The sequence below is a fragment of the Brevundimonas sp. genome, assembly GCF_036659295.1.
Taxonomy (GTDB): domain Bacteria; phylum Pseudomonadota; class Alphaproteobacteria; order Caulobacterales; family Caulobacteraceae; genus Brevundimonas.
Map to the genome: position 1 here is coordinate 1 of NZ_JAVXCU010000039.1, position 23,419 is coordinate 23,419.

Genomic DNA, 23,419 nt, shown 5'->3' on the forward strand with positions numbered 1-23,419 from the left:
CTTCAAACGCTTCAATGACGAATATGGTCATGATGCGGGGGATGCGGTTCTGTCTCTGGTCGCCAGCGAACTTGGCGAGCGTTTCCGCGACGGGGATATTGTCTGCCGGTTCGGGGGTGAAGAGTTCACCATCATCGCACCGGGCACAAGCAAGGAAGACCTTTTGCGTCGCGTCGAAGATGTACGCGAGGCGGTGTCCAAGCTGTCGCCGCGCCTTCGCAACGGCCCGTTGGGGTCTGTCACCATGTCGTTCGGTATCAGCCAGTGGCAGCCGAACATGGACCTTAATGGTGCGGACCTGTTGCAACTGGCCGATGCGGCCCTTTATCGGGCCAAGCGGGATGGTCGAAACCGGACAGTCCTTCACGAGGATGCGCCCCTTCCGAAATGAGCGGGACAAGAAAAAGGCCACGGCAGCGATGCCGTGGCCTTTTTATTTTCTGGCTTAGAGAACGGCCTGTGTGGACTGGATAAAGCCACCGCCCAGAACGCGCTCGTCATCGGCAGGATCATAGAGGACGCAGGCTTGCCCCGGGGCCACGCCTTCCTCGCCCTCGGCAAACACGACCTTGACCATGCCGTCTTCCAGCATCAGACGGGCCTTGGAGGGCTGACGGGTCGAGCGGACGCGGGCGAGAACTTCGGCACCGTCTTGTGCCGCTTCCTCGATGGTGGCGTGTTGTCCCAGCCAGTTGGTTTCTTCCAGCACGAGGCTGGCGGTCAAAAGGGCTTCGCGCGGGCCGACAATCACTTGACGCAGTTCGGGGTTCAGCTTGGTGACGAACAGAGGCTCGCCCACAGCGACATTCAGGCCGCGACGCTGGCCGATCGTGTAGTCGGTAATGCCCGAATGCTTGCCCAGCACACGACCGTCCATGTGGACGATCTCGCCGGCCTCGCGACCTTGCGGGCGTAGGCGGTCGATCAAAGTGCGATAGTCACCCGACGGTACGAAACAGATGTCCTGACTGTCCGGCTTGGCGGCAATGCGCAGGCCCAGAGATGCAGCCACGCCGCGCACCTGTGGTTTTTCCAGATCGGCCAGCGGGAAGCGCAGATAGTCCAGCTGATCCTGAGTTGTGGCAAACAGGAAGTAAGACTGGTCGCGCGAATGGTCGATGGCCTTGCGCATCTGGGCGCGGTTACCGGCAATGGCGCGGCGCACATAGTGGCCGGTGGCCATGGCTTCGGCCCCGAGGTCGCGGGCGACGTCCAACAGGTCGCGGAACTTGACGGTCTGGTTACAGCGGATGCACGGGACCGGCGTCTGGCCCTTGAGATACGAGTCAGCGAACTGGTCCATCACAGCGTCTTTGAAGCGGTTCTCGTAATCCAGCACATAGTGCGGAATGCCGATCGTCTCGGCGGCCAGACGGGCGTCGTGGATATCTTGTCCGGCACAGCAGGCACCCTTTTTCTTCAGGGCCGCGCCATGGTCGTAAAGTTGCAGGGTGACGCCCACCACATCATAGCCTGCCTTGTGCAACAGGGCGGCAACGACGGTGGAATCAACACCGCCCGACATGGCGGCTATAATACGGGTTCCCAGAGGCAGGCCGACGGCCTGTCGCACGCTCTCGATCGCGGCCTCCATGTCGGCGGGGGACATGGGGACGATATCGGGAATGGGGCAGGTCAGGTCATCGGTCATAGTCATAGCCGCCATTTAGGGGCTAAGCGGCGCGATTTCGAGGCCATAGGGGCCACAGTTGTCAAAAATGCCAACAATGAAGCCAGATATGAAGCCAGATATGAAGAAGGGCCGCTCCCCCTCGGTAGCGGCCCATATCATGTACGACTGTCTATAGGTCAGTCGCGATAGCTCTGGATACGCGTGGTCCGCAGACCCTGCATACCCCATTTTTCAATAGCCTGTTGCCAGGCCGCAAACTCTTCTGCGGTCAGACGATAGCGCGTTAGCGCGTCTTCCAGACTAATCAGGCCACCACGTACAGCAGCCACCACTTCGGCCTTGCGACGGATCACCCAGCGGTTCGTATCCGCGGGGGGAAGATCGCGCAGCGTCAGGGGCGTACCCGTCGGGCCGACTACATATTGTTCGCCATTATTATTTAGGCGTCGCTCTTGCAGCATGGGCTAATGCCTCTTTCACCACCATCACCACTGACACTCACCATAGAGGCCTCCCGCTAAAGCCAATTTAAGCGTTGTGGTGAAGGAAAGGCTAATATCGAGCAATGTTCTGCGGTCAGGTTATGACCACAGAAACGTCGAACTTACTTTTACTTACGGGGACTTACCGGGAAAATTCCGGCAATAATCAACGTTTGATATTGATCAGCTCCGCCAGCATTTCGTCTGCGGTGGTGATAATTTTCGACGATGCAGAATAGGCGCGCTGGGTTGTAATCAGGCTGGTGAACTCGTGCGAGAGGTCCACGGTGGACGCTTCCAGCTGCGATGCACCGATCATGCCTGCGCCGCCGGTACCCGGAGCTTTCAGGTTGTAGGTGCCGGAGCTCTGGCTGACGCGGTAGGCATTGCCGGAAACTTCGCTCAGGCTGTCGGTCGACGGGAAGGTGGCCAGCGCGACCTGTGCGATCTTGCGCATGACGCCATTGTCGAACACGGCGGTGACAAAGCCGGTATCGTCAATCTGGATCTCTGTCAGGTTGCCGAAGGCCGTACCGTTGGTGAAGGTCGCCTGTACGAAGCTGGTGCTGTCATACTGGGTCAGGCCACCAGCCGAGGCGTTCAGGTCGAACACGATGCTCTGGCCCGCAATACCCAGCGAGGCGTCCCACTGGGCCTCGGCACCGGTTGCGCCCGGCGGCAGGCTGCCATCCGAACCAGCAAAGGTCAGAACCGGATTGGCCGGATCGAACAGGGCGTTGGTACCCGCAGCGGTCATGGCGGCCACGTCGAAACGGCCGTCTTGCGTGAAGGCGACAATACCCGACTTGAGCAGGTTGTTCGGGTTGGTCGTGGAATCGACCGAACCGTCAGGCGCGCGGATTTCGGCGTGCCATTCGTTAGCGGTGGCGCTCTTCAGGAATGAAATGGTGACGTTACGCTGACCGCCCTTGGAGTCGGACACCGGTACGGTGATCTCGAAATCGGGCTTGATGCCGGTCGTCGGGTCCATCGCGTACATCGACATCGAATGGGTCAACGGATCGTAGTTGGCGATATCGGCGTTCGGCTTGGTCGAGGATTTGAGGTTGGCGTTCAGGCTGACGCGGGTGGTCGGCTGTGCGGCACCGCCGACCGAGCCGACATTGATCGTCGACAGGCGGTTCATGTCCGACGGGTCAAGGTTCACATTGCCGTCGGCATCGACCGGCCAACCTTGCAGGTAGTAACCCGAGGTGTTTTGCAGATAGCCCAGTTCATCGACCTTGAAGGCACCGGCGCGGGTGAACAGGCGGGCGTCCGAAGGGGTCAGGTTTTCCGACTTTTCGGTCACCACGAAGAAGCCCTGACCGCCGATGGCCAGATCGGTCGAGGAGGTGGTGCGCTGAAGCTGGCCCGGCTGGCTGATGAACTGGCGGGTATTCGCCTTCACGCCACCGGCGGAATAGGACACGCCCTGCGACTGGGTGTTGACGACGGTTGAAAACTCGGTGGCTACGCGTTTGTAGCCGACCGTGTTCACGTTCGCGATGTTCTGCGAAATCGAGGAAAGGGCCGCTGCGTTAGAAGCCAGACCGGATACCCCGGCCAACATGGCGCCATTGATGCTCATGACTGGATTTCCTTAGGACAGATACGAAAGAGGATTGAGGGAGCGGACATTTGAGCGGTGATTGACCTCGGGTGGGTCTTCTCCGTCAGTGCCAGGGGGAGACGGACTGACTGCAGCCCGCTCCTCAAGTGAAATCAGGGTTTCCAGCGGCATGATCGACTTGCCGATGGTGACATAGGGGACGCCGTCATACATCTCGACCGATGTGACGCGACCGCGGATCAGGGTCTGGCTGCCGACATCCTTGCCCGCAGCATCCTTGGCGGTGACGCGCAACGAATAGACGCCGCCATCATCGACCTGACCGCCGCCGGTGGTCTTGCCATCCCAGTTGAAGTCGTGAACGCCGGTGGTCTTGCCGTCGCCTTCGCCACGCCAGACGACCTTGCCCGATGCGTCCAGAACTTCCAGCGACACCGTTTCGGCGTTCTTGCCCAATTCGTAGGACCATTCGGCACTGCCGTCTTCGTAACGGGTCGTGGACCAGATGGCGGTGCCTTCCTTGCCAATATAGGCAGCGGCATTGGACAGGGTGTTGCCGTTCTGGGCCTCCAGCATGCCTTGCAGCAGGTCGTTGGTCAGCAATTGCTGCTCGACGCCCGCCATCTGGGTCAACTGGGCCGTGAACTCGTTGGAATCGAGCGGCGACAGGGGGTCCTGGTTCCGCAACTGGGCCGTCAGAAGGGTCAGGAAGGTTTCAAAATTATCGAACAGCGTGGTGGTACCGGCATTGATCCGGTCACCTGCGTTTCTTGCGGAGCCTACGGCATCAACCATCTGCTCAAACCTTTATATCGACGCCGGACGGCGTCAGGCTAACGGATTGCCAGACAGGCGGCGGTGCCGCGTCGGCCATTTCGGCCAGACGGCTGCTGCCTGCAAAGGCGCGACGACCGGAGCGGCCATCGGACATGAATTGCTGGAAGCCACCGCGCTGGTCGCTTTCGCGGTCGGTGAATTCCAGTGCGTTTTCCGAAATCTGGAAGCCGGCTTCGTTCAACTGGCGACGCAGTTCTTCGGCGCGGGCACGCAGCTCGTTGGCGGCGGCGGGCGTATCGAAGACCATGCGGGCCTTAACGTCACCATCGGCACCGACCTCCATGGCGATCTCGACCGTACCGAGGGTTTCGGGGGTCAGGACCATGTCGAAACGGGCGACGCGTTGGCCCAGCTTCTGGACGAACTGGGCGGCGATTTCGGCGGTGGTGTTAAAGGTGGCCGCTGCCAGACGGGTTTGCTCGAGACGGTTATCGGCGGGCAGTTCGGGGGCGTTGGCGCTCTGGGCGACCTCGGCCATTACGGCTTGTGCGTCAGGTGCGGCATCGGCCGGTAAAAATGCGGCAGGGGCGGTTTGCGAGGCCGCCGTTTGCGTCTGCTGGCCGAGGGTGGGCGCAGAATAGGGCTCGGCCATGCTCGCGGCCATGCCAGTGGGTTGTGCTGTGGCTGTGGGCGATGTCGTGGCGTTATCGGCGCTCAGGGCATTGCCGCCCTTGTCCAGCCGGTGAGCCGCAGCGTTAGACTTGAACTCGCCGGTTGCTGTCTGGCCAATGCTCGTCTGGCCAATACCCGTCTGACCAGCCGCTTTTTGAACGGCTTGTAGAGCCTGTGCGGCGGTTGCGGCCTGAAGCTGCGGGTTTTGCGTCTGGCGCAGGGTCGCTTCGACCTGTTGGGCGCGTGGCTGCGGTGCCGCCTCGGCATCCTGTGCTGACGGGGCGGGCGCAGGAAGCTCGATCTGCGTCGCATCCGGTGCCGGTTCATCCGCGGCCACTTGCGTCCCCAATTGTGACATGAGGGGCACTTCGGGGCGAAGGTTTAGCTGCGTGGCAGGGGCAGGGGGCACTGGCGTAGAGGCAGGCGCCACCGGCGCGGGCGGCTTCTCTACGGGTGCCGTGGCCAGCGGGCTAACCGGCGCGGCGAGGACCGGTAAATCGGTTTGCGGTTCTTGCGCCGGTGTCTCCGTATTCTCGCTGTCGGGCAGCGCAGATGTATCCGGTTCAGCCGAATTTTCGCTGTTTGCGGCCAGAACCGCCGATGTCACGGTAGGGATGACGGACAGGGGCGGAACCGGCGGGGGCACCAATACAGGGGCCGCAACATTGTCGCTGACAACGTCAACGTCGTCGCCTTGCATCATCGTGCCGAGCAGGTCGGCAAATCCGTTATCTGACGTGGACGCATCAAAACCCGCCGCTCCGTTGGGAGCGCCGAGTGGCAGTACAGACAAGATAGCGGATGCGGACATTGCCCAGCGATAACTGTTGGTGAAGGTGGGCGACTTCTGCGCCGGAAACATTCAGCAGCCCTGTCGCAAGCGGCGGGCCAGTTTTCCGAAAATCATACAACCTAAGGAAAACGATAGGTTTTCTGGATTTTGTCCACGCACTGTCCACAGAGGGCGCCCGTGGCCAAACCTGCCGTACCTGATCCTTTTTGCCGGGCGGGCAGGCATGAATCGGCAGGGCTCTGTCGCGGGAAAAACTGGCCCGCTTATTGCCCCTATGGTGTTCGAGAGAACAGGGGCCGAAAGCCAATGTCTAGTAAAATCAATGATTTGAGTGGAAACGCTCGTGCGGATACCGGGCAAGAACTGCGCGGTTGTCTGCAAGCCTTGCCGGGCGTGACCCGCAACCGACCTGCCGAAGGAGTTCGCTGATGTCCCTTGGACTGATCATGAATATCGCCACGGCGGGCATTAATACGGCGCAGAGCCAGTTGCGTGTGGTGTCGGACAACGTTTCGAACATCCATACCCCCGGCTATGTGCGCAAGATTGCCGATCAGCAATCGCTGACCACACAGGGTGTGGGGTCGGGCGTAGAGATCGCCCGTGTGCGTTTGGCGACAGACCGCTTCTTGCAGGCCTCGACACTGAATGCCTCGGCGGATGCCGGTCGCGAAACGGTTCGCTACGAACTGTATGACCGTATCCAGACCCTGTTTGGCGACCCCGGTGGCGATACCAGTTTCTTTAGCAGCATCGACAAACTGTTCGGCGAGTTTGCCACGGCGGCAGAAATGCCGACCTCGGCGGCGGCACGTCAAAGTGCTGTGTGGAAAACACAGGCTGTATTCGACGAAGCCAAACGCATTACCGGACAGATTCAGGCTGTGCGCGAGGATGCGGATAGTCGCATCCAGTCATCGGTCGAATCCATCAACGGCTTGCTGGAACAGATCGACAAGCTGAACCGCGAGATCACCCGTGCCACGGTCACAGGGGCCGATGCGACCGGTGCCCAGAACGCGCAGGCGGTGCTGGTGGACGAACTGTCGGGCTTTATGGATGTCCGTCTGACCCCGCGTTCTACGGGCAGGGTGGAAATCCGTACGGGCGCAGGTCTGCTGCTGGTCGGAAACAGCGCGGGCAAGCTTGAATATAACCGCGCCGGTGCCGTGAGCGGTACGACCAACTTCAACGATATCATGGTCCACGAGCCGAGCGGCTCGGTGCGTTCGCTTAACGAAGGTCTGGTCAGTGGCGAGCTGAAAGGCCTGTTGCAGCTGCGCGACGTGGATACGGCACAGGCCGCCGAGCAACTGGGCGAACTGACAGCCAAGCTGGCGGATGAACTGAACCGCGCCCACAATGCCTCGACGGCGTTTCCGGCACCTTCGGTTCTGGAAGGCCGCAACACCGGCATGTCGGAGATCACAGCCCTGAGCGGCTTTACCGGCACCACCACGATTGCCGTGGTCAATGCGGCCGGTGTGATCCAGAACTCGGCCGAGATTGTCTTCAATGGCGGCACGATGACGGTCAATGGTGTGGCCGCAACGCCCGCCACCTTCCTGAGCGTACTGAACGCGCAGGTACCGGGGCTGAATGCCAGCTTTGCCGACGGCAAGCTGAAGCTTGAGGCAACGGGCGGCAATGGCGTGGCCATCGCCGATGACGCCACCACGCCCAGCAGCAAGGCGGGACGCGGTTTCTCGCACTTCTTTGGCCTGAACGATCTGGTGTCCACCTCGGGTGTCTCTAATTACGAGACAGGCATGACGGGCGCGTCCCAGCACGGTTTCGCCCCGGGCCAGACCGTCAGCTTCCGCTTCTCGGACAGCAATGGCGTGAAGATTCGCGATATCGAAGTCGCTATGCCTGCGGGCGGTGGCACGATGACCGAGCTTTTGGCCCACCTGAACGATCCGGTGAACGGGGCCGGACGTCACGGCACGTTCTCGATGAACGCACATGGTGAAGTGACATTTACCGGTCGCGGATCGCCACCTGCGCAAATGTCGGTCGTCAATGACCGCACCAGCCAGACTCCCTCGGGCGTTTCGATGAGCCAGCTATTCGGGCTCGGCGGTACGCGCACAGCCCGTTCGGGCAGCTTCGAGGTCCGCAGCGATATTGTTAGCAACCCTAGCAATCTTGCGCTGGGCCGTCTGGACCTTACGGTTCCTGCGGGCTCGCCGGCCTTGAGCGCCGCCAATGGCGATGGCGCACGTTTGCTGGCGGGGGCGGGTGATTTTTCGACCCGTTTCGGTGCTGCGGGTGGGGTGTCGGGGACGACCTCGACCTTGAGCCGCTATGCCTCCGATATGGCGGGCACGATCGGTGCCAAATCCAATCTGACCAAGAGCGCCGCCAGCGGTGCCTCGGCCCTGCTGAATGAAGCCTCCAGCCGACGCAGCTCTTTTGAAGGCGTCAATCTGGAAGAGGAACTGGTGCTGATGACCACCTATCAGCAAGCCTTCAACGCTTCGGCGCGCCTGATCCAGGCGGCGTCGGATATGTATGACACACTGTTCGGGATGGTCCGATGAGCCGCGTATCCACCTACGGGAACTATCAGTCCGCCCTCATGAACTTGATGGCGGCGCAGCAGCGTAACAACGAGGCGCAAAATACGGTCTCGACGAAAAAGAACGCCACGGACCTTCATGGCTTCGGGCGCGATGCAGCGACGGTGAATGCCCTGCGCACCAGCCAGACCCGTATCAGTGCCTATCAGGAGGTCAGCAAGACCGTTGCCGACCGTCTGGAAGCGCAGGATCTGGCTATGAGCCGCCTGAACGAGGCGGCGACCAATTCGCGACTGGCTATTGCCAATGCGATTGCCAGCGGACGCACCGAAGGTTTGATGGCCGAGTTGGAAGTCCAGTTCCAGATTGCCCAGAATGCCCTGAATACCAAGCATCAGGGCCAGTACCTGTTCTCGGGCGGGGTGACGGACAAGCCGCCGGTGGCAACGACCACGCTGAATGACCTGCATGCAGCGGGCACCACGGCGGATGCCTTTGAAAACGGCTATCTGCGCCAGTCCAGCCGCGTGGACGAGAATGTGGTGATGGATACCGGTTTTCTGGCCGACGGACTGGGCAGCGAAATGTTCGCCGTGTTCAAGGACCTGAAGGCACTGGATGCCGCCACCCCGCTGACAGGGGCTCTGGATGGCGCAACGACCACTGCCCTGACCGATCTGATGAACCGTTTTACCACCTCGGCCACCAATGTGGTCAACAAGCAGGCGACGAACGGCACCTATCAGCAGCGCGTCGAAAAGCTGATCGAAGATCATCAGGTGCGCGCCGATTCCGTCGAGATCATGCTGGGCCAGAAAACCGATGCCGACATGTTCAAGGCGGTGTCCGAGCTGGAGCTGTCGCAGATCGCGCTGCAAGCCTCGGCGCAGGTGATCAACCAGCTGCGTCAGGTCTCGTTGCTGGACTATCTGCGTTAAGCGGCACAGGACGTTACAAGCTGAACAAAAACACGCGACCCGCGTTCAATGAGCGTCGGGCTGTAGTCCTGTTTCGATATGTCATCTTGTGTTGACTAGCGCGTCGGGGCTAAAGCGTGGCAGGATTCCGGTGAGGGATGGCCTTTGTTCAGGCATGGGGTTTTATGACAGCGCACGGTGCAGACTACCGGATTGATACGGATGATGCAGGACATGTGTGTCTTGCATTGTCGGGATCGTGGTCGGCGACCGGACTGGGCCATATTGCCGAGCGCCTGAAACGCGAGCTGGATGGCCGCGCGGTCGAAAGCCTCGACCTGTCTGCACTGGGGCGGTTTGATACGGCGGGGGCTTTGGCCCTGCGACAGGCCGCCGACGTCGCGACGACCAAGCCGATGTGGCAAGCCCGCCCCGAGGCCGGAAGCATTTACAAAACGGTTGCGCGGTTGGAAGACATGACCACGCCACCGCCGAAGCGCCCGCCGTCATGGGTGCGCGGTTTCAGCAAGGTCGGCCACGGGGTCTATGATTTCGCCTCTGAAAGCATGGCGGCCTTTGCCTTTCTGGGGCGACTGCTGGTTTCGTGTCTTTCCACAATGCGCAACCCGCGACGCATTCGCTGGGCGGCGTGGGTGTCGCAGATGGAGCGGTCGGGGCTGGACGCCATTCCGATTGTGGTCGTCACCAACTTCTTTATCGGCGCTGTCGTGGCCTTTATCGGCGTGGACCTTCTGACCCAGTTCGGGGCAGGGGTATTTGCGGTCCAACTGATCGGCGTGGCGGTGTTCCGTGAGTTTGCCGTGGTGATTACGGCGGTACTGCTGGCGGGCCGTTCGGCTTCCAGTTTTGCCGCCGAGATCGGCTCGATGAAGATGAATCAGGAAGTCGACGCCATGCAGGTCATGGGCGTAGATTCGTTTCAGGCGCTGGTGATCCCGCGACTGGCGGCCCTGTTGATCATGCTGCCGCTACTGACTTTTGTCGCCATGCTGGGCGGGCTTCTGGGCGGTATGCTGGTGACATGGAGCCAGTTGAGCGTTGGGCCGGCCTTCTTCCTCCAGCGTCTGGTCGAGGATGGCTATATGCCGCGTCACATGCTGGTGGGCCTTATCAAGGCACCGGTGTTTGCACTGGTGGTGGCGGCGATCGGTTGCCGTCAGGGTATGGCCGTGGCCGGTGATGTGCAGAGCCTCGGCTATCGCGTCACGGCGGCAGTGGTTCAGGCCATCTTCGCGATCATCCTGTTGGATGCCATCTTTGCGCTGATCTTTATCGAGCTGGGCCTATGAGTGCGTCCAAGGCATCGGCCCCGCCGACGACGGCAGTGCAGGAACCTGTCATCGAGGTTCGCGGTATGCTCAGCCAGTTTGGCGATCGGGTGATCCACGAAAATCTGGACCTGACCGTCAACCGTGGCGAAATCGTCGGCGTGGTGGGGGGCTCCGGCACCGGCAAGACCGTGTTGCTGAACTCCATCATCGGCCTGAAGGAGCCGGAAGACGGCACAGTCAAGCTGTTCGGGCAGGACCGCAGCACCATGACCAAGGCCGAGGCGGTCGAGGTCGAGCAGCGCACAGGTATCCTGTTCCAGCGCGGGGCGCTGTTTTCGTCGCTGAACGTGATGGAAAACGTCTCGGCACCGTTGCTGGAGCATACGCGCCTGTCGCGCAATGTGATCCGCGAACTGACCGAGATGAAGGTGGCCATGGTCGGGCTGAAGCCCGAGGCGCTGTACCTGAAACCGTCGGAACTGTCGGGCGGGATGATCAAGCGTGTAGGCCTTGCCCGCGCTCTGGCCCTTGATCCCGAACTGCTGTTTCTGGACGAGCCGACGGCGGGGCTGGACCCCATCGGGGCGGCGGCATTCGACCAGTTGATACTGGAACTGTCGCGCGACCTTGGCCTTACGGTCTTTATGATTACCCACGACCTCGACAGCCTTTATACCATCTGTGATCAGGTGGCTGTGCTGGCGGACAAACACGTTATTGCCAAGGCTCCCGTTGCGGAGCTGGAAAAGTCTGACCACCCCTGGATCAAGGAATACTTCCTTGGCCCACGTGGGCGGGCGGCCAAACAGAGTGCCGACTAGGAGGCCGGATCGAGATGGAAAGAGACGCTCATTACGCAGCGGTCGGCATTGTGACCGTCGCCCTTCTGGTAGCACTGGCAGTGTTCACCATTTGGCTGGCTCGCCTGCAGTTCAACGAAGATTACGATGTCTATGACATCATTTTCTACGGTCCTGTACGCGGCTTGTCCGAAGGCGGCGAGGTGTATTTTAACGGCATTCGTGTCGGCGAGGTGACCAAGCTGAACCTCGACCCTCAAAAGGATAATCAGGTCGTGGCGCGTGTACGGCTGAACGGCACCACGCCGGTGCGTGTCACCAGCCGCGCCCAGCTGGAACCGCAGGGCATTACCGGCCTGAACTATGTACAGATCACGGCGGGCGATACCTCTACGCCGCTGTTGAAGACCCAGTATCCCGACAATGCGGTGCCGGTGATCCAGTCGCAGGCCAGCCCGCTGGCGGAACTGCTGACGGGATCGGGGACGGTGCTGCAACAGACGGTGGATGCGCTGAACCGCATCAACCGCGTGCTGTCGGATGACAATATCCGCTCCTTCTCGTCCAGCATCCGCAATGTCGAGGAGATGACCGCCGAGCTGAATGCCCGCAAGGGTATGCTGTTGGAGCTGGAACAGACGCTGAAAAGCGCCAATGCGGCTGTGGCGGAATATCAGGGTCTGGCTGCCGATACCCGCCAGATCATCAATACCGATGGCCGTGCCGCGATTGCCAATATCGCCAAGGCCTCCGAAGAAGCCCGCACGGCGATTGCCTCGATCAACCGTTCGGCCTCCAGCCTCGAAGAGCCGCTGGGCGAGTTCGGTACAAGCACGGTGCCGCAGATCAATGATGCCGTACGCCAGCTCAACCAGGCGACCCGCGCTCTGGAAGACATGATCGACAATGTGCGCCAGAGCCCGCGCGAATTTATCGGCCGCCCGACGGCCAAGGAACTGGAGGTCCAGCCATGATCCGTATCTTGACGCCGATGGTTGTGCTGGCGGTAACGGCGACCCTGTCCGGTTGCGCGGTGCTGAAAACGCCTGATCCGGTCCAGACCTACCGTTTCGGCGCGGCACCTGTTTTCGCCCGCACCGAGACAGCGCCGCATTGCGAGCCAATACCGGTATCCCTGCGTCGTATCGATTTCGATAATGCCGCTCGCGGGGATCGTCTTTTGACGGTGACGGGAGCCGAGACGGCCTATATCGGCACGGCGCGCTGGGTGTCACAGGCTGAAACCCTGTTCCATTCCTCGCTGGAGGATGCCTTTGCGGCGGGGGCACCGTGTGTGCGTCTGGCGTCTGGGGCGTTTGCACGGGACGGGCTGTTGTTGAGCGTGGACGTGCGCCGCTTTGAAACCGTCTATGCTGCGGCAGGGGCCGTGCCGGATGTGCGCGTTTCTGTGGCTGTGCATCTGACCAATCGCGAGCGCGATGTTGTGGCCTCCAACCGTTTCGACAGTGTCGAAAGCGCGGGCGAGAACCGTGTGGCCTCTATTGTCGCGGCCTATGAGCGCGCCAATGCCGATGTGACACGCAAGATTGTGGAATGGACAGCCACCGAGGCGGCTGTGGTCCGCTAGGCCGTATCAAACGCTGGAGGGAACATGTTGAAGCTGGTGGGATTGACGACGGCGATGGTTCTGGTCGCGACTGCGGCCAGTGCACAGGTGGCTGCCAAGCCGCTGCCGGAGGGGCGTTTGTGCACCTATGAGGATGTGGTAGGTGTGTGGGACAGCAAGGTGGTGAGCGCTGAAGAGGCGGGCGTCGAACGCTTTGCCGCCGCCTTCCCGCGCGACTACATGCGTTTCAAGCCCGGCGGCGAAATGATGTACATCGCCTCTAACAGTGAAATCGCCAGCGTTTCGGAAGTCCATTCTCGGCTGGATGCAGCCGACAGCGTGGATGGTGCCGAGTATAACGCAGCGATGGTCTCCGCAGGGGTACTGATCCTGTTTCAGAACGGTAACCCGTTCCAAGGCTTTACCTGCACGGTGGTTGAGCCGCGCGATGGCAGGGCGGTGACCATATTCAGCGAGCTTGAGGGTATGCCGGCACTGCATCGTGTCCAGTTCAAGCTGGACTAGGGGCCTATAAAAAAGAGCCGGAAGTTTGAAACTTCCGGCTCTCTTCATTTCGGGTTGTGCCGTGTCTTAGGCGACGCCAGCGGCAACCGTGTAGTCAGCCTCGGTCTTGGCCGCGACTTCGTCCAGCGTGACGCCGTCGGCCAGTTCGATCAGTTCCAGACCCGAGCCGTCCTGTTTGACATCAAAGGTGGCCAGATCGGTGATGATGCGGCTGACCACGCCCGTGCCGGTCAGGGGCAGGGTGCAGGCCTTCAGAACCTTGGACTGGCCGTGCTTGTTGGCGTGTTCCATGACCACGACGACGCGCTTGACGCCCGCCACCAGATCCATAGCGCCGCCCATGCCCTTCACCAGCTTGCCGGGGATCATCCAGTTGGCGATGTCGCCGGTCTGGGAGACTTCCATCGCGCCGAGGATCGACAGGTTGATGTGGCCGCCACGGATCATGGCAAACGAATCCGCCGACGAGAAATAAGCGCTCTCGGGGATTTCGGTGATCGTCTGTTTGCCGGCATTGATCAGGTCGGGGTCTTCTTCGCCCTCATAGGGGAAGGGGCCCATGCCCAGCATGCCGTTTTCCGATTGCAGGGTCACAACCATGCCCTCGGGGATGTAGTTGGACACCAGCGTCGGGATGCCGATGCCGAGGTTCACATAGAAACCGTCCTGCAGTTCCTTGGCGGCACGTTCGGCCAGTTGTTCGCGGGTACGAGCCATGGATCAGGCCTCCTTCTGGCGAACAGTGCGCTGTTCGATGCGCTTTTCCGAAACGGTCTGAATCAGGCGGTCGACATAGACGCCCGGCGTGTGGATGTGGTCCGGATCGATCGAGCCGACCGGTACGATTTCCTCGACCTCGACGACCGTGACCTTACCGGCGGTGGCCATCATCGGGTTGAAGTTGCGGGCGGTCTTGCGGAACACAAGGTTGCCGCGCTCGTCAGCCTTCCACGCCTTCACGATGGCCAGATCTGCGACCAGACCCGTTTCCATGATGTAGCGGCGGCCGTCAAAGGTGCGCTCTTCCTTGCCTTCAGCCACCAGCGTGCCGACGCCGGTCGCGGTGAAGAAGGCCGGAATACCTGCGCCACCGGCGCGGATGCGTTCGGCCAGTGTGCCTTGCGGGTTGAATTCCAGTTGCAGTTCACCGGCCAGATACTGGCGCTCGAACTCTTTGTTCTCGCCGACATAGGACGAGATCATCTTGGCAATCTGGCGGGTTTCCAGAAGCTGGCCGAGGCCGAAGCCGTCAACGCCCGCATTGTTGGAAATGACCGTCAGGCCTTTGACGCCACTGTCGCGCAGGGCGGCAATCAGGTTTTCGGGAATGCCACAGAGGCCAAAGCCGCCGGACATGACGGTCATGCCGTCAAACGTCAGCCCTTCCAGCGCAGACTTCACGTCAGCGTAAATCTTTCCCATGTCGCTCCCTTTTTCACCGTCTGATGAATATTGCGGTATGTCTTCCCATTAAAGGGCGAATACGACAGCGGCAAGATGGTGGATAGGGTGTGTGGCATTACGCGCCAAAAGATGCCGCTCAAAGGACCCGTTGGTTGACCTGTGCGGCGGGCACGCACAAACAGGTACCCAATGAAAATCACGATCTGGAGGGGCGCTATGCGTTTGCGTAATCTGTCTGTGGCCTGCGGGGCTTTGTTGCTGGCGGCGGGGATGCCGGTCATGGCCATGGCCGATGGCCCGACCTATCAGCAGCCGCCTGCACCGATTGCCGATATTCTGGATTCGCGCCCCAATCCAGGTGTGTCGATCAGTCCGGACCGCCAGACGCTTTTGCTGACCGACCGCACGAATCTGCCGTCCATTCAGGAACTGGCTGAACCGATGCTGCGACTGGGCGGCTATCGTATCAATCCGCGCAATAATGGTCCGGCCAACAGCCGCGTCAGCTGGATTACGGGGCTTAGCTTCCAGTCGGTCAATGGTGGCGAGGAGCGCAAGGTTGCCGGTCTGCCTGCCAATGCCCGCCTGACCAATGTGTCGTGGTCGCCCAACGGCCAGTCGGTGGCGTTTTTGGTCGATGCCACCAATGGTCTGGAACTGTGGACCGCCAGCCTGTCGGATGCGCGTGCCAAGCGCCTGACCAATGGCGTGATCAATGCCACGACGGGGAACGGCTTTAACTGGCTGCCCGACAGCTCGGGCCTGATGGCCCTGACCACTTCGGCCAGCCGTGGTCGCCCGCCGGTCACCGACCGTCCGCCGTCAGGGCCGATGATTGACGAGACGGGTGGCCGCGTGGCCCCTGTGCGTACCTATCAGGACCTGTTGTCCAATCCGATGGACGAGGCCCAGTTCGACTATTACTTCACCAGCCAACCGGTTGTCGTCAGCCTGAATGGCCGTATGCGCAGCCTTGGCGAGCCGGGTGTGATTCTGGGCGCATCTGTATCGCCCGATGGCCGCTATGTGCTGCAAACGCGCGTCAAGAAACCCTATTCCTATATCGTTCCGGCGGCACTGTTCCCGACGCAGGTGACGGTATCGGACATGAATGGCCGCATGGTCCATCAAGTTGCCGACCTGCCGTTGCGTGACAATGTGCCGACCTCGTTCGATGCCGTGGCCGCTGGCCCGCGCTCTGCGCAGTGGCGCAGTGACGAGGCCTCAACCCTTGTCTGGACCGAGGCACAGGACGGTGGTGATCCGCGCAATGCCGCCGAGGTGCGCGACCGCGTCTTCATGCTGCGTGCGCCGTTCAATGATGCGACCGTGACGCTGGCGGACCTGAAACACCGCTTTGCCGGTATCGACTGGGGCAATGACAATGCCGCTATCGTCAACAGCCGCTGGTTCCAGAACCGCACCGAGACGCGCACCCTCGTCAATCCGTCGGAACCATCGGAAACCAAGGTGCTGTTGGAGCGCAACTATCAGGACCGCTACAATAACCCCGGCAGCGTGATGACCGAGGCCAATGCCAGCGGTCGTCAGGTGATGAAGTTCACGGCTGATGGTTCGCGCGTCTTTGTAACGGGCGAGGGCGCGACCCGCGAGGGGGCCTATCCGTTCCTCGACACGATGGACCTGAAAACCGGAGACGTTCAGCGTCTGTGGCGCTCGGCCTCGGGCGAGTATGAAACCGTGGTGGGTCTGCTGGACGATAATGGTCAGCGTTTCGTGACCTATCGCCAGACCAAGACCGATCCGGCCAACCTGCGTATCCGTGCGATGGACGGGCAGATCACGCCGCTGACCCATTTCCCTGATCCGGCTCCACAACTGGCCAATGTGACCAGCGAGCTGATCACCTACACCCGCAAGGACGGGGTACAGTTGTCGGGTACGCTTTATCTGCCTGCGGGCTATGACAAGACCCGCGACGGTCCGTTGCCGCTCCTGATGTGGGCCTATCCTGCCGAGTTCACCGATGCGTCGGTCGCCGGTCAGGTGGTCGATAGCGACAACCGCTTTGTGCGTCCGTCGGGTTCGAGCCACCTGTTCTTGCTGACACAGGGCTATGCCATTCTCGATAATCCGACCATGCCGATCATCGGCGTGGACGGGGCAGAGCCGAATGACACCTATATCGAACAGCTTTCGGCCAGTGCCGAGGCGGCTGTTGATGCGGTGGTGGCTCTGGGTGTTGCCGATCGCGAGCGTATCGCGGTGGGTGGTCACTCCTATGGCGCGTTCATGACGGCTAACCTGTTGGCGCATACCGATCTGTTCAAGACGGGTATTGCCCGTTCGGGGGCCTATAACCGCACCCTGACGCCGTTCGGCTTCCAAGCCGAGCAGCGCACCTATTGGGAAGCGACCGAGACCTATAACGAGATGTCGCCGTTTACCTACGCCCATAAGGTCAACGAGCCGATCCTGCTGATCCATGGCGAGGCAGATGCCAATTCCGGCACCTTCCCGATCCAGACCGAGCGTTTCTATGCGGCGCTCAAGGGCAATGGTGCGACGGCGCGTTATGTTGTCCTGCCGCTGGAGGACCATGGCTATCGTGCGCGTGAAAGCGTCGGCCACACGCTTTACGAAATGTCGAGCTGGCTGGACCGCTGGATGAAACCGGCCACACCGGCACAATAAGCCGATGGGTTAGAACAAAGGGCGGAGGATCATCCTCCGCCCTTTTTGTTTGGACTGTTTCAGAGTTTCAAGAGCGCGGGACGGTTTGCGAAAACTGGGCGGCATCGGCGATTTTTTGCTTGGCCTCGCGATCAGGGTCGCCAGCCATAATGTTCCAGAACACCAGCAGCCCGATCAGCAGCAGTGCCGTCACCGAGGTCGAGACGACGAGGATGGACAGGAGTGTTCGTCCCTTGCCGCCACCGCGCACAAAGCGGGCTTCGACCGGTCGCCCTTCATGTACAGCATCGGCGGCCTTGTCGTGGCGGTGGGCTTCAATCGGTTGCATGGCGTTCCTCCGTGCCGGATTAACGCCCCCGTATAGTAACGTGACGGGGCAGGGGCTTGTTCCTGTTTTCTAGCGATCCCATTGCGGTACATCGCCATAAAGCGCCGCGGTAAAGTCGATAAAGGCGCGCACGCGGGCTTCGGATCGGGCGCGTCCGGCGGTCAGGGCAAAAATGGCGATGTCGGGAGAGCCTTGATAGTCGGGCAGCACCCTTTCCAGCCGCCCGTCCTTCAGTTCTTCTCCCACATCCCATGTCGAACGCAGGGCAATACCGGCTCCCGACAAGGTCAGTTCGCGGGCGACTTCGGACGAGTTGGTGCGCACGCGGCTCTTGGCGCGGAAGGTGACGGGGCCGTCGGGGCCAAGCAGCCGCCACAGGGACTGGTTCTCGGCGGCCAGTTGGGCGTGGTCGCGCAGGTCGTCGAGGGTGTCGGGGCTGCCAAAACGGGCCAGATAGTCGGGGCTGGCGCACAGGATGCGGCGGTTAGGGGCCAGTCGATGCATGGCGGGATTTTCGGCATCCCACGTACCGATGCGGATGGCGAGGTCCACATCCTCGGCCATTAGGTCCACAAAGGCGTCCGTCAGGTTCAGTTCCAGCGTCAGGCGCGGGTGGAGTTCCAAAAACGGTTGCAGATAGGGAGCCAGACGTCGGCGTCCGAAAGAGGTGGGGGCGGTAACGCGCAACAGGCCACGCGCCTGTGTGGTACGGCGCGATACCTGTGCCTCTAAATCTTCGACGCCATCCAGCAATTGCAGGGCACGTTCATAGACAAGGCGACCCGCCTCGGTCGGGGCCAGACGTCGCGAGGTGCGCTCGATCAGGCGCACACCCAGACGGTCCTCCAGTCGTGCCAGACGACGCGAGGCCACGGCGGGCGACAGGTCCAGACGGCGGGCCGCCGCCGACAGACTGCCTTCTTCGAGCGCCCGCACGAAAATCTCGTATTCGGCTAGCATGGTGCGGCTCCATCTTTGTGATTTACGCAAAGATATACACCATTCTTTGTTGTCGATAGTGGGGCTTTGCTGGCCTAGGGTGAACGTCTGTTATTCAGGAGCCTCCCATGAGCCATTCTATGATCCGTCACGGCAAGCTGAGTGTCGCTGCCGAACTGGACGCATTTGTCCGTGATCGTGCTGTTGCCGGAACAGGCGTGACAGCAGAGGGCTTCTGGGCGGCGGTTGATGGCTTGGTGGCGCGTTTTGCCGATGCCAACCGCGAACTTCTGGCCAAACGCGACAGGCTGCAATCACTGATTGATGACTGGCACTGCGCCCATCCCGGCCAGCCGGACCAGGAGGCCTATCAGGCCTTTCTGACAGGGATCGGTTATATTGAAGCCCCTTTGGCCGATGCCACGGTTAGGACCGCCAATGTGGATGCCGAACTGGCAAGCATGGCGGGGCCGCAACTGGTCGTACCGCTGACCAATGCCCGCTATTTGCTGAACGCCGCCAATGCCCGTTGGGGTAGTCTGTATGACGCTTTTTATGGCACGGATGCGCTGGGCGATCTGCCGACGGGCAAGGGCTATGATACGGCGCGCGGCCAAAAGGTTATCGACAAGGCGCGGGTGTTTCTGGATCGGGTTGCGCCCTTGGCGACGGGTTCCCATGCCGATGCGGCGTCCTATTGTATCGAGGGCGGGGCGCTGTCGGTGGCGCTGAAGGATGGCACGCTAACGGCTCTGGCCGATGCCACGGCCTTTGCGGGCTACAAAGGAGATGCCTCTGCGCCATCGGGCGTGTTGTTGCGCCAAAACGGGCTGCATTTCGAGATCGTGATCGATCGCAACCATCCGATCGGCGCGACGGATACGGCGGGCATAGCCGATGTGGTTGTCGAGGCGGCTCTGACGGCGATCTGTGACGCCGAGGACAGCGTGGCGACCGTCGATGCCGAAGATAAGGTGCTTGTTTACGCCAACTGGCTGGGCCTAATGAAGGGCGATCTGTCGGCGCGGTTCAGTAAGGACGGACAGTCCATGGATCGCACCATGAACACCGACCGGACCTATAAGGCGGGGGATGGATCAGCGTTTTCGTTGAAAGGCCGCAGTGTGCTGCTGAAGCGCAATGTCGGGCTGCATCTGACGACCAATGCTGTGCTGGATGGCGAGGGGCGCGAAATCCCCGAAAATATCCTCGACATCGCCATGACGGGTCTGGTCGGCCTGCACGATCTGGCGCGACCGGTGGCCGAGCGAAACAGCCCCGCCGGTTCGGTCTATGTCGTTCGCCCTAAAATGCACGGTTCGGAAGAAGTCGCTTTTGCGGCGGCCCTGTTCGGTGCGGTGGAGGAGGGGCTGGGCCTGCCGCCACTGACGCTCAAAATGGGCATTATGGACGAGGAACGCCGCACCAGCGTCAATCTACGCAACTGTATCGCGGCGGCCAAGGATCGCGTGGTCTTCATCAATACCGGCTTCCTTGATCGCACGGGCGATGAGATCCACACCATGATGGAGGCGGGGCCGGTGGTCCGCAAGGAGGCCGTCAGGGCGACCGGCTGGATCAAGGCGTATGAGGATCGCAACGTCGATATCGGCCTGAAATCGGGGTTGTCGGGCCGTGGCCAGATCGGCAAGGGCATGTGGGCGGCCCCTGACCGGATGGGCGATATGCTGGCGACAAAGGCGGGCCATCCCAAGGCGGGGGCTTCGACCGCATGGGTGCCTTCACCGACGGCGGCGACGTTGCATGCACTGCATTACCATCAGGTCGATGTCTGGTCGGTACAGCAGGAACTGGCGAACCGTGCCGAGACAGGCCTGACGCCGTTATTGACCTTGCCGCTGGCCGCCGAGTTGCCTGCACCCGAAGATATCCGTCAGGAGCTGGACAATAATTGTCAGGGCATTCTCGGCTATGTGGCGCGCTGGATTGATCAGGGTGTCGGCTGTTCAAAGGTGCCGGACATCCACGATATCGGCCTGATGGAAGACCGTGCCACGTTGAGAATCTCCAGCCAGCATATCGCCAACTGGCTGCATCACGGTTTTACAATCGAGTCCGAGGTCATGGATTCCATGCGGCGCATGGCGGTGGTGGTGGATCGCCAGAATGCGGCTGATTTCGGATACCAGCCGATGGCTCCAGCCTATGACGGCTTGGCGTGGCAGGCATCTGTGGCCCTTGTTTTCAAAGGGCGCGAGCAGGCCAATGGCTATACGGAGCACCTGCTGACAACCTTCCGCAGACTGAAAAAACAAAGCTACTCAGTATCTTTTTGGAACACAGGGCGTGGAGGCGCTCTGTGTTCGGGTCGCATATCAAAATGATACAGTTCGCTTGCAAATGGCAGAAAATGGCCATAGATGCTCGATGTGTTAACGTGAAATAACCATGTTCGGGCCCAAAAATGGCTCGTTGTGTGCCACTTTTGTTTCAAAACAGGATGGCACGGGTTTTGGAAGGTTGACCTTAGTTCGGGCCGAGGGGGTTCGGGCGGTGTCGCACTTTGCGGCATGGGAGCGGACCTTTGATCGAGTTTCTGGGGCAGCAGCAGCGCGTTGATCGCTGCAATATTGTCACCCGTAGTGCAAAGATCGCTATGGGCGGCTTCTGTGCGGCTGCCATTTTGCTGGCGGCCGGCATGGCCCAGGCCCATGCCTCGGGAACGCCTGTCATCATCGGGCCGGATCCCAATCTGCCAACCATGCCGATCGGTGCTGGTAACCTTGAAAGCCCGACCGGTTTCGATGTGGCTGTAGAGGGGCGCATTCCTTCGCGTTGCGAGTTGGGCAACGGTGCGGACATCGATTTTGGCGAACTGACGGGTGGTCTCAGCGCCGTGGCGCGTCTGGGGCTGGAATGCAACGTCCCGTTCGATCTGAATATCCGTGCTGCTAAGGGCGGTCTGACCCACAACACCAAACCGACCGGCGAAGGTCCGTTTTCAGGTCGCCTGGCCTATGGGTTGGATATTGATGTGCCGGTTCTGGCACCGGCCGAACGTGTGATGTCGGGCCGTTATGAAAGCCGCCAACTTCTGTCCGGTGTCACGCTGAGCAGCGTGGATGCCATCGCGAAGGGCGGAGCTGTTTTACGCATTGAGACGCAAGCACCTGAAGGTGTCGGTCTTTTAGCGGGTGAGTATTCGGAATCTATAGTTTTGACGATTACGCCAAGAATGTAGGTTTTGGAATAAGCTTTAGATAACTCAACTGATTGGTGAATTGCCTTTTATTTGAGAAATCTGAATGTAGTTTTGATTTGTTGAGTTTAGTGGGCTTCTGACTCGAGAAGCTTTTCAATTACATCGATAGGAAAATACCATGAAAGTTTCGACTCTTCTTTCGGCTGCTGCAGTCGCTGCTCTGATCGCTTCGCCTGCTGCTGCTGGCACCATCAACAAGGGCGAATGGTTCTCGCACCTGTTCCAAACCAACGTTGACTCGCCGCCGTTCGCTGGTGCCAACCTGATCGACGCTCAAACCGGTGGTTCGCCTTGGTCGGCATGGCACTCGGTTGGTGCTTCGGTTGGCAACAACGGTACGGCTGCGAACAATGACGGCGCAACCTTCACCCTGAAGGGCAATGTCACCAAGGATTGCTCGTTCTATTCGGGTTCGAGCACCAACCAGACGCTGGATTTCGGCACGCTGGGCATCTACGCCTCGGACAATACCGGTCCGGCCGCTGCGTTTGACATGGTCGCGCCGGCAACCGTCACGGTCTATACCAACCTGGCTGGCTGCAACACCGCCAACTCGGTGACCATCACCAAGAATAGCGCTGATGGCCTGATCAACTCGGGCAACACCGGCGGCTACGACAGCAACGTGTTCCAAGCCAACCTGCCGTTCTCGGTTGAAGCCAAATACACCGCTGCTGCACACAACTCGGTCGCCAACGGTGGCTCGCAAACCCTGAGCGTCGCTTCGACGGCTCTGAGCAACGTGGCTAACCACGGTGCATGGAAGTCGCCTTTCTCGCTGGCCGTGAACATTCCGGTGGCCTCGAAGGCTCTGCTGGCCGGTGACTACCAAGGCACCGTCGCCGTCCAGATCCAAGCTTTCTAAGCAAGCTTGAGCGCGGGTGACGGACCCTTGGGGCCGTCACCCGTTTTCTGATTGAAAATGGGGCGACTTACAGCCCCAAAATGGGACCGGTCCAACCGGTGCCGCGCACCGGAGACTAACCAGATGAAGCGTTTCGTACTTCTTGCAGGCGTTGCCGCCCTCAGCGTCATGGCGACCTCGGCTTCGGCCCAGAACATGATGAACAAAGGCCAGTACAACAATTTCCACTCCAACCAGAATGTTGGTGTTGGTACGCTGGCCAGCGGTCTGACCGTGGCTAAAGGCAATGACCTGACTCAAGCTCAGGACGTTAATTTCGCGACCCTGAACGGCCGTTCGACCTGGGTGGCTGTCGGTTCGGCCGAAGGTAACAACGGCACGGCAGCGAACAATGACGGCGCAACCTTCACCCTGAAGGGCAATGTCACCAAGGATTGCTCGTTCTATTCGGG

Annotated in this window: 22 protein-coding genes; 13 read left to right on the forward strand and 9 right to left on the reverse strand. The window is 60.6% G+C overall.

Annotated elements, in window-relative coordinates:
- The coding region (locus tag RSB01_RS08665) for a GGDEF domain-containing protein (protein WP_332625304.1) at positions 1 to 391 on the forward strand (391 nt) is incomplete at its 5' end.
- A gap of 54 nt (positions 392 to 445) precedes the next feature.
- Here the strand turns inward: RSB01_RS08665 and mnmA are convergent.
- The 5 genes from mnmA to RSB01_RS08690 all read right to left on the reverse strand — a co-directional run bounded on the left by mnmA (position 446) and on the right by RSB01_RS08690 (position 5,948).
- Positions 446 to 1,666 carry a tRNA 2-thiouridine(34) synthase MnmA gene (gene mnmA, locus RSB01_RS08670; RefSeq protein ID WP_332625306.1) on the reverse strand — a complete coding sequence of 407 codons (1,221 nt, stop codon included), beginning with the start codon at positions 1,664 to 1,666 and terminating at the stop codon, positions 446 to 448.
- A 143-nt stretch (positions 1,667 to 1,809) separates the two neighbouring features.
- Positions 1,810 to 2,094, reverse strand: a complete 285-nt coding sequence (locus RSB01_RS08675) for a DUF1153 domain-containing protein (RefSeq protein ID WP_312136305.1) — start codon at positions 2,092 to 2,094, stop codon at positions 1,810 to 1,812.
- A 187-nt stretch (positions 2,095 to 2,281) separates the two neighbouring features.
- The gene (locus RSB01_RS08680; RefSeq protein WP_332590897.1) at positions 2,282 to 3,706 is read right to left on the reverse strand and encodes a flagellar hook protein FlgE; all 1,425 of its coding nucleotides are present in this window, start codon (positions 3,704 to 3,706) and stop codon (positions 2,282 to 2,284) included.
- A gap of 12 nt (positions 3,707 to 3,718) precedes the next feature.
- Positions 3,719 to 4,483 (reverse strand): flagellar hook assembly protein FlgD, encoded by a 765-nt coding sequence (locus RSB01_RS08685; protein ID WP_332590898.1) that lies wholly within the window; start codon positions 4,481 to 4,483, stop codon positions 3,719 to 3,721.
- A gap of 4 nt (positions 4,484 to 4,487) precedes the next feature.
- Complete coding sequence (locus RSB01_RS08690; RefSeq protein ID WP_332590899.1) at positions 4,488 to 5,948, reverse strand: flagellar hook-length control protein FliK; 1,461 nt, start codon at positions 5,946 to 5,948, stop codon at positions 4,488 to 4,490.
- A gap of 410 nt (positions 5,949 to 6,358) precedes the next feature.
- Between RSB01_RS08690 and flgK the strand changes: the two genes are divergently transcribed.
- From flgK to RSB01_RS08725, 7 genes are all read left to right on the forward strand, one after another.
- Positions 6,359 to 8,473 (forward strand): flagellar hook-associated protein FlgK, encoded by a 2,115-nt coding sequence (gene flgK / locus RSB01_RS08695; RefSeq protein ID WP_332625308.1) that lies wholly within the window; start codon positions 6,359 to 6,361, stop codon positions 8,471 to 8,473.
- Positions 8,470 to 9,390 (forward strand): flagellin, encoded by a 921-nt coding sequence (locus RSB01_RS08700; RefSeq protein WP_332590901.1) that lies wholly within the window; start codon positions 8,470 to 8,472, stop codon positions 9,388 to 9,390. The genes flgK and RSB01_RS08700 overlap by 4 nt, the downstream gene beginning before the upstream one ends.
- A gap of 137 nt (positions 9,391 to 9,527) precedes the next feature.
- Complete coding sequence (locus RSB01_RS08705) at positions 9,528 to 10,679, forward strand: ABC transporter permease (protein ID WP_332590902.1); 1,152 nt, start codon at positions 9,528 to 9,530, stop codon at positions 10,677 to 10,679.
- Complete coding sequence (locus tag RSB01_RS08710; RefSeq protein ID WP_332590903.1) at positions 10,676 to 11,482, forward strand: ATP-binding cassette domain-containing protein; 807 nt, start codon at positions 10,676 to 10,678, stop codon at positions 11,480 to 11,482. The genes RSB01_RS08705 and RSB01_RS08710 overlap by 4 nt, the downstream gene beginning before the upstream one ends.
- Positions 11,483 to 11,496: 14 nt before the next feature.
- Complete coding sequence (locus RSB01_RS08715; RefSeq protein WP_332625309.1) at positions 11,497 to 12,435, forward strand: MlaD family protein; 939 nt, start codon at positions 11,497 to 11,499, stop codon at positions 12,433 to 12,435.
- Positions 12,432 to 13,049 carry an ABC-type transport auxiliary lipoprotein family protein gene (locus RSB01_RS08720; protein ID WP_332625311.1) on the forward strand — a complete coding sequence of 206 codons (618 nt, stop codon included), beginning with the start codon at positions 12,432 to 12,434 and terminating at the stop codon, positions 13,047 to 13,049. The genes RSB01_RS08715 and RSB01_RS08720 overlap by 4 nt, the downstream gene beginning before the upstream one ends.
- 24 nt (positions 13,050 to 13,073) lie before the next feature.
- Complete coding sequence (locus tag RSB01_RS08725; RefSeq protein ID WP_332591122.1) at positions 13,074 to 13,553, forward strand: hypothetical protein; 480 nt, start codon at positions 13,074 to 13,076, stop codon at positions 13,551 to 13,553.
- A 66-nt stretch (positions 13,554 to 13,619) separates the two neighbouring features.
- On the opposite strand, the gene RSB01_RS08730 is transcribed toward RSB01_RS08725, so the two are convergent.
- Together RSB01_RS08730 and RSB01_RS08735 are read right to left on the reverse strand one after the other, a co-directional pair.
- On the reverse strand, positions 13,620 to 14,270 hold the full coding sequence (locus RSB01_RS08730; RefSeq protein WP_332591121.1) for a 3-oxoacid CoA-transferase subunit B: 651 nt from the start codon (positions 14,268 to 14,270) through the stop codon (positions 13,620 to 13,622).
- 3 nt (positions 14,271 to 14,273) lie between these two features.
- Positions 14,274 to 14,975, reverse strand: a complete 702-nt coding sequence (locus RSB01_RS08735) for a CoA transferase subunit A (RefSeq protein ID WP_332591120.1) — start codon at positions 14,973 to 14,975, stop codon at positions 14,274 to 14,276.
- A 198-nt stretch (positions 14,976 to 15,173) separates the two neighbouring features.
- On the opposite strand from RSB01_RS08735, the gene RSB01_RS08740 reads away from it, so the two are divergent.
- Positions 15,174 to 17,612: a prolyl oligopeptidase family serine peptidase gene (locus RSB01_RS08740; protein WP_332591119.1), complete on the forward strand. Its 2,439-nt coding sequence runs from the start codon at positions 15,174 to 15,176 to the stop codon at positions 17,610 to 17,612.
- Between the two features lie 67 nt (positions 17,613 to 17,679).
- Here the strand turns inward: RSB01_RS08740 and RSB01_RS08745 are convergent, their stop codons facing one another.
- Together RSB01_RS08745 and RSB01_RS08750 are read right to left on the reverse strand one after the other, a co-directional pair.
- Positions 17,680 to 17,940: a hypothetical protein gene (locus RSB01_RS08745; RefSeq protein WP_332591118.1), complete on the reverse strand. Its 261-nt coding sequence runs from the start codon at positions 17,938 to 17,940 to the stop codon at positions 17,680 to 17,682.
- Positions 17,941 to 18,009: 69 nt separating this feature from the next.
- A complete protein-coding gene (locus tag RSB01_RS08750) occupies positions 18,010 to 18,930 on the reverse strand; it encodes a LysR family transcriptional regulator (RefSeq protein ID WP_332591117.1) in 921 nt (306 codons plus the stop codon).
- Positions 18,931 to 19,007: 77 nt separating this feature from the next.
- Between RSB01_RS08750 and RSB01_RS08755 the strand changes: the two genes are divergently transcribed.
- The 4 genes from RSB01_RS08755 to RSB01_RS08770 all read left to right on the forward strand — a co-directional run.
- The gene (locus RSB01_RS08755) at positions 19,008 to 21,224 is read left to right on the forward strand and encodes a malate synthase G (RefSeq protein WP_332591116.1); all 2,217 of its coding nucleotides are present in this window, start codon (positions 19,008 to 19,010) and stop codon (positions 21,222 to 21,224) included.
- A 200-nt stretch (positions 21,225 to 21,424) separates the two neighbouring features.
- Positions 21,425 to 22,081 (forward strand): hypothetical protein, encoded by a 657-nt coding sequence (locus tag RSB01_RS08760; RefSeq protein WP_332591115.1) that lies wholly within the window; start codon positions 21,425 to 21,427, stop codon positions 22,079 to 22,081.
- Positions 22,082 to 22,220: 139 nt separating this feature from the next.
- Positions 22,221 to 22,967, forward strand: a complete 747-nt coding sequence (locus RSB01_RS08765; RefSeq protein ID WP_332625312.1) for a hypothetical protein — start codon at positions 22,221 to 22,223, stop codon at positions 22,965 to 22,967.
- A 123-nt stretch (positions 22,968 to 23,090) separates the two neighbouring features.
- On the forward strand, positions 23,091 to 23,419 hold a 329-nt coding region (locus tag RSB01_RS08770; protein WP_332625313.1), incomplete at its 3' end, for a hypothetical protein.

What these genes read in the sequence shown, in the direction of transcription:
- RSB01_RS08690 (WP_332590899.1), bottom strand. Translation starts at nt 5,948, where the DNA reads ATGTCCGCATCCGCTATCTTGTCTGTACTGCCACTCGGCGCTCCCAAC.
- RSB01_RS08705 (WP_332590902.1), top strand. Translation starts at nt 9,528, where the DNA reads ATGGCCTTTGTTCAGGCATGGGGTTTTATGACAGCGCACGGTGCAGAC.
- RSB01_RS08745 (WP_332591118.1), bottom strand. Translation starts at nt 17,940, where the DNA reads ATGCAACCGATTGAAGCCCACCGCCACGACAAGGCCGCCGATGCTGTA.
- RSB01_RS08740 (WP_332591119.1), top strand. Translation starts at nt 15,174, where the DNA reads ATGCGTTTGCGTAATCTGTCTGTGGCCTGCGGGGCTTTGTTGCTGGCG.
- RSB01_RS08765 (WP_332625312.1), top strand. Translation starts at nt 22,221, where the DNA reads ATGAAAGTTTCGACTCTTCTTTCGGCTGCTGCAGTCGCTGCTCTGATC.
- RSB01_RS08710 (WP_332590903.1), top strand. Translation starts at nt 10,676, where the DNA reads ATGAGTGCGTCCAAGGCATCGGCCCCGCCGACGACGGCAGTGCAGGAA.
- RSB01_RS08685 (WP_332590898.1), bottom strand. Translation starts at nt 4,483, where the DNA reads ATGGTTGATGCCGTAGGCTCCGCAAGAAACGCAGGTGACCGGATCAAT.
- RSB01_RS08730 (WP_332591121.1), bottom strand. Translation starts at nt 14,270, where the DNA reads ATGGCTCGTACCCGCGAACAACTGGCCGAACGTGCCGCCAAGGAACTG.
- RSB01_RS08680 (WP_332590897.1), bottom strand. Translation starts at nt 3,706, where the DNA reads ATGAGCATCAATGGCGCCATGTTGGCCGGGGTATCCGGTCTGGCTTCT.
- RSB01_RS08735 (WP_332591120.1), bottom strand. Translation starts at nt 14,975, where the DNA reads ATGGGAAAGATTTACGCTGACGTGAAGTCTGCGCTGGAAGGGCTGACG.
- RSB01_RS08715 (WP_332625309.1), top strand. Translation starts at nt 11,497, where the DNA reads ATGGAAAGAGACGCTCATTACGCAGCGGTCGGCATTGTGACCGTCGCC.
- RSB01_RS08675 (WP_312136305.1), bottom strand. Translation starts at nt 2,094, where the DNA reads ATGCTGCAAGAGCGACGCCTAAATAATAATGGCGAACAATATGTAGTC.
- RSB01_RS08720 (WP_332625311.1), top strand. Translation starts at nt 12,432, where the DNA reads ATGATCCGTATCTTGACGCCGATGGTTGTGCTGGCGGTAACGGCGACC.
- RSB01_RS08755 (WP_332591116.1), top strand. Translation starts at nt 19,008, where the DNA reads ATGAGCCATTCTATGATCCGTCACGGCAAGCTGAGTGTCGCTGCCGAA.
- RSB01_RS08725 (WP_332591122.1), top strand. Translation starts at nt 13,074, where the DNA reads ATGTTGAAGCTGGTGGGATTGACGACGGCGATGGTTCTGGTCGCGACT.
- flgK (WP_332625308.1), top strand. Translation starts at nt 6,359, where the DNA reads ATGTCCCTTGGACTGATCATGAATATCGCCACGGCGGGCATTAATACG.
- mnmA (WP_332625306.1), bottom strand. Translation starts at nt 1,666, where the DNA reads ATGGCGGCTATGACTATGACCGATGACCTGACCTGCCCCATTCCCGAT.
- RSB01_RS08700 (WP_332590901.1), top strand. Translation starts at nt 8,470, where the DNA reads ATGAGCCGCGTATCCACCTACGGGAACTATCAGTCCGCCCTCATGAAC.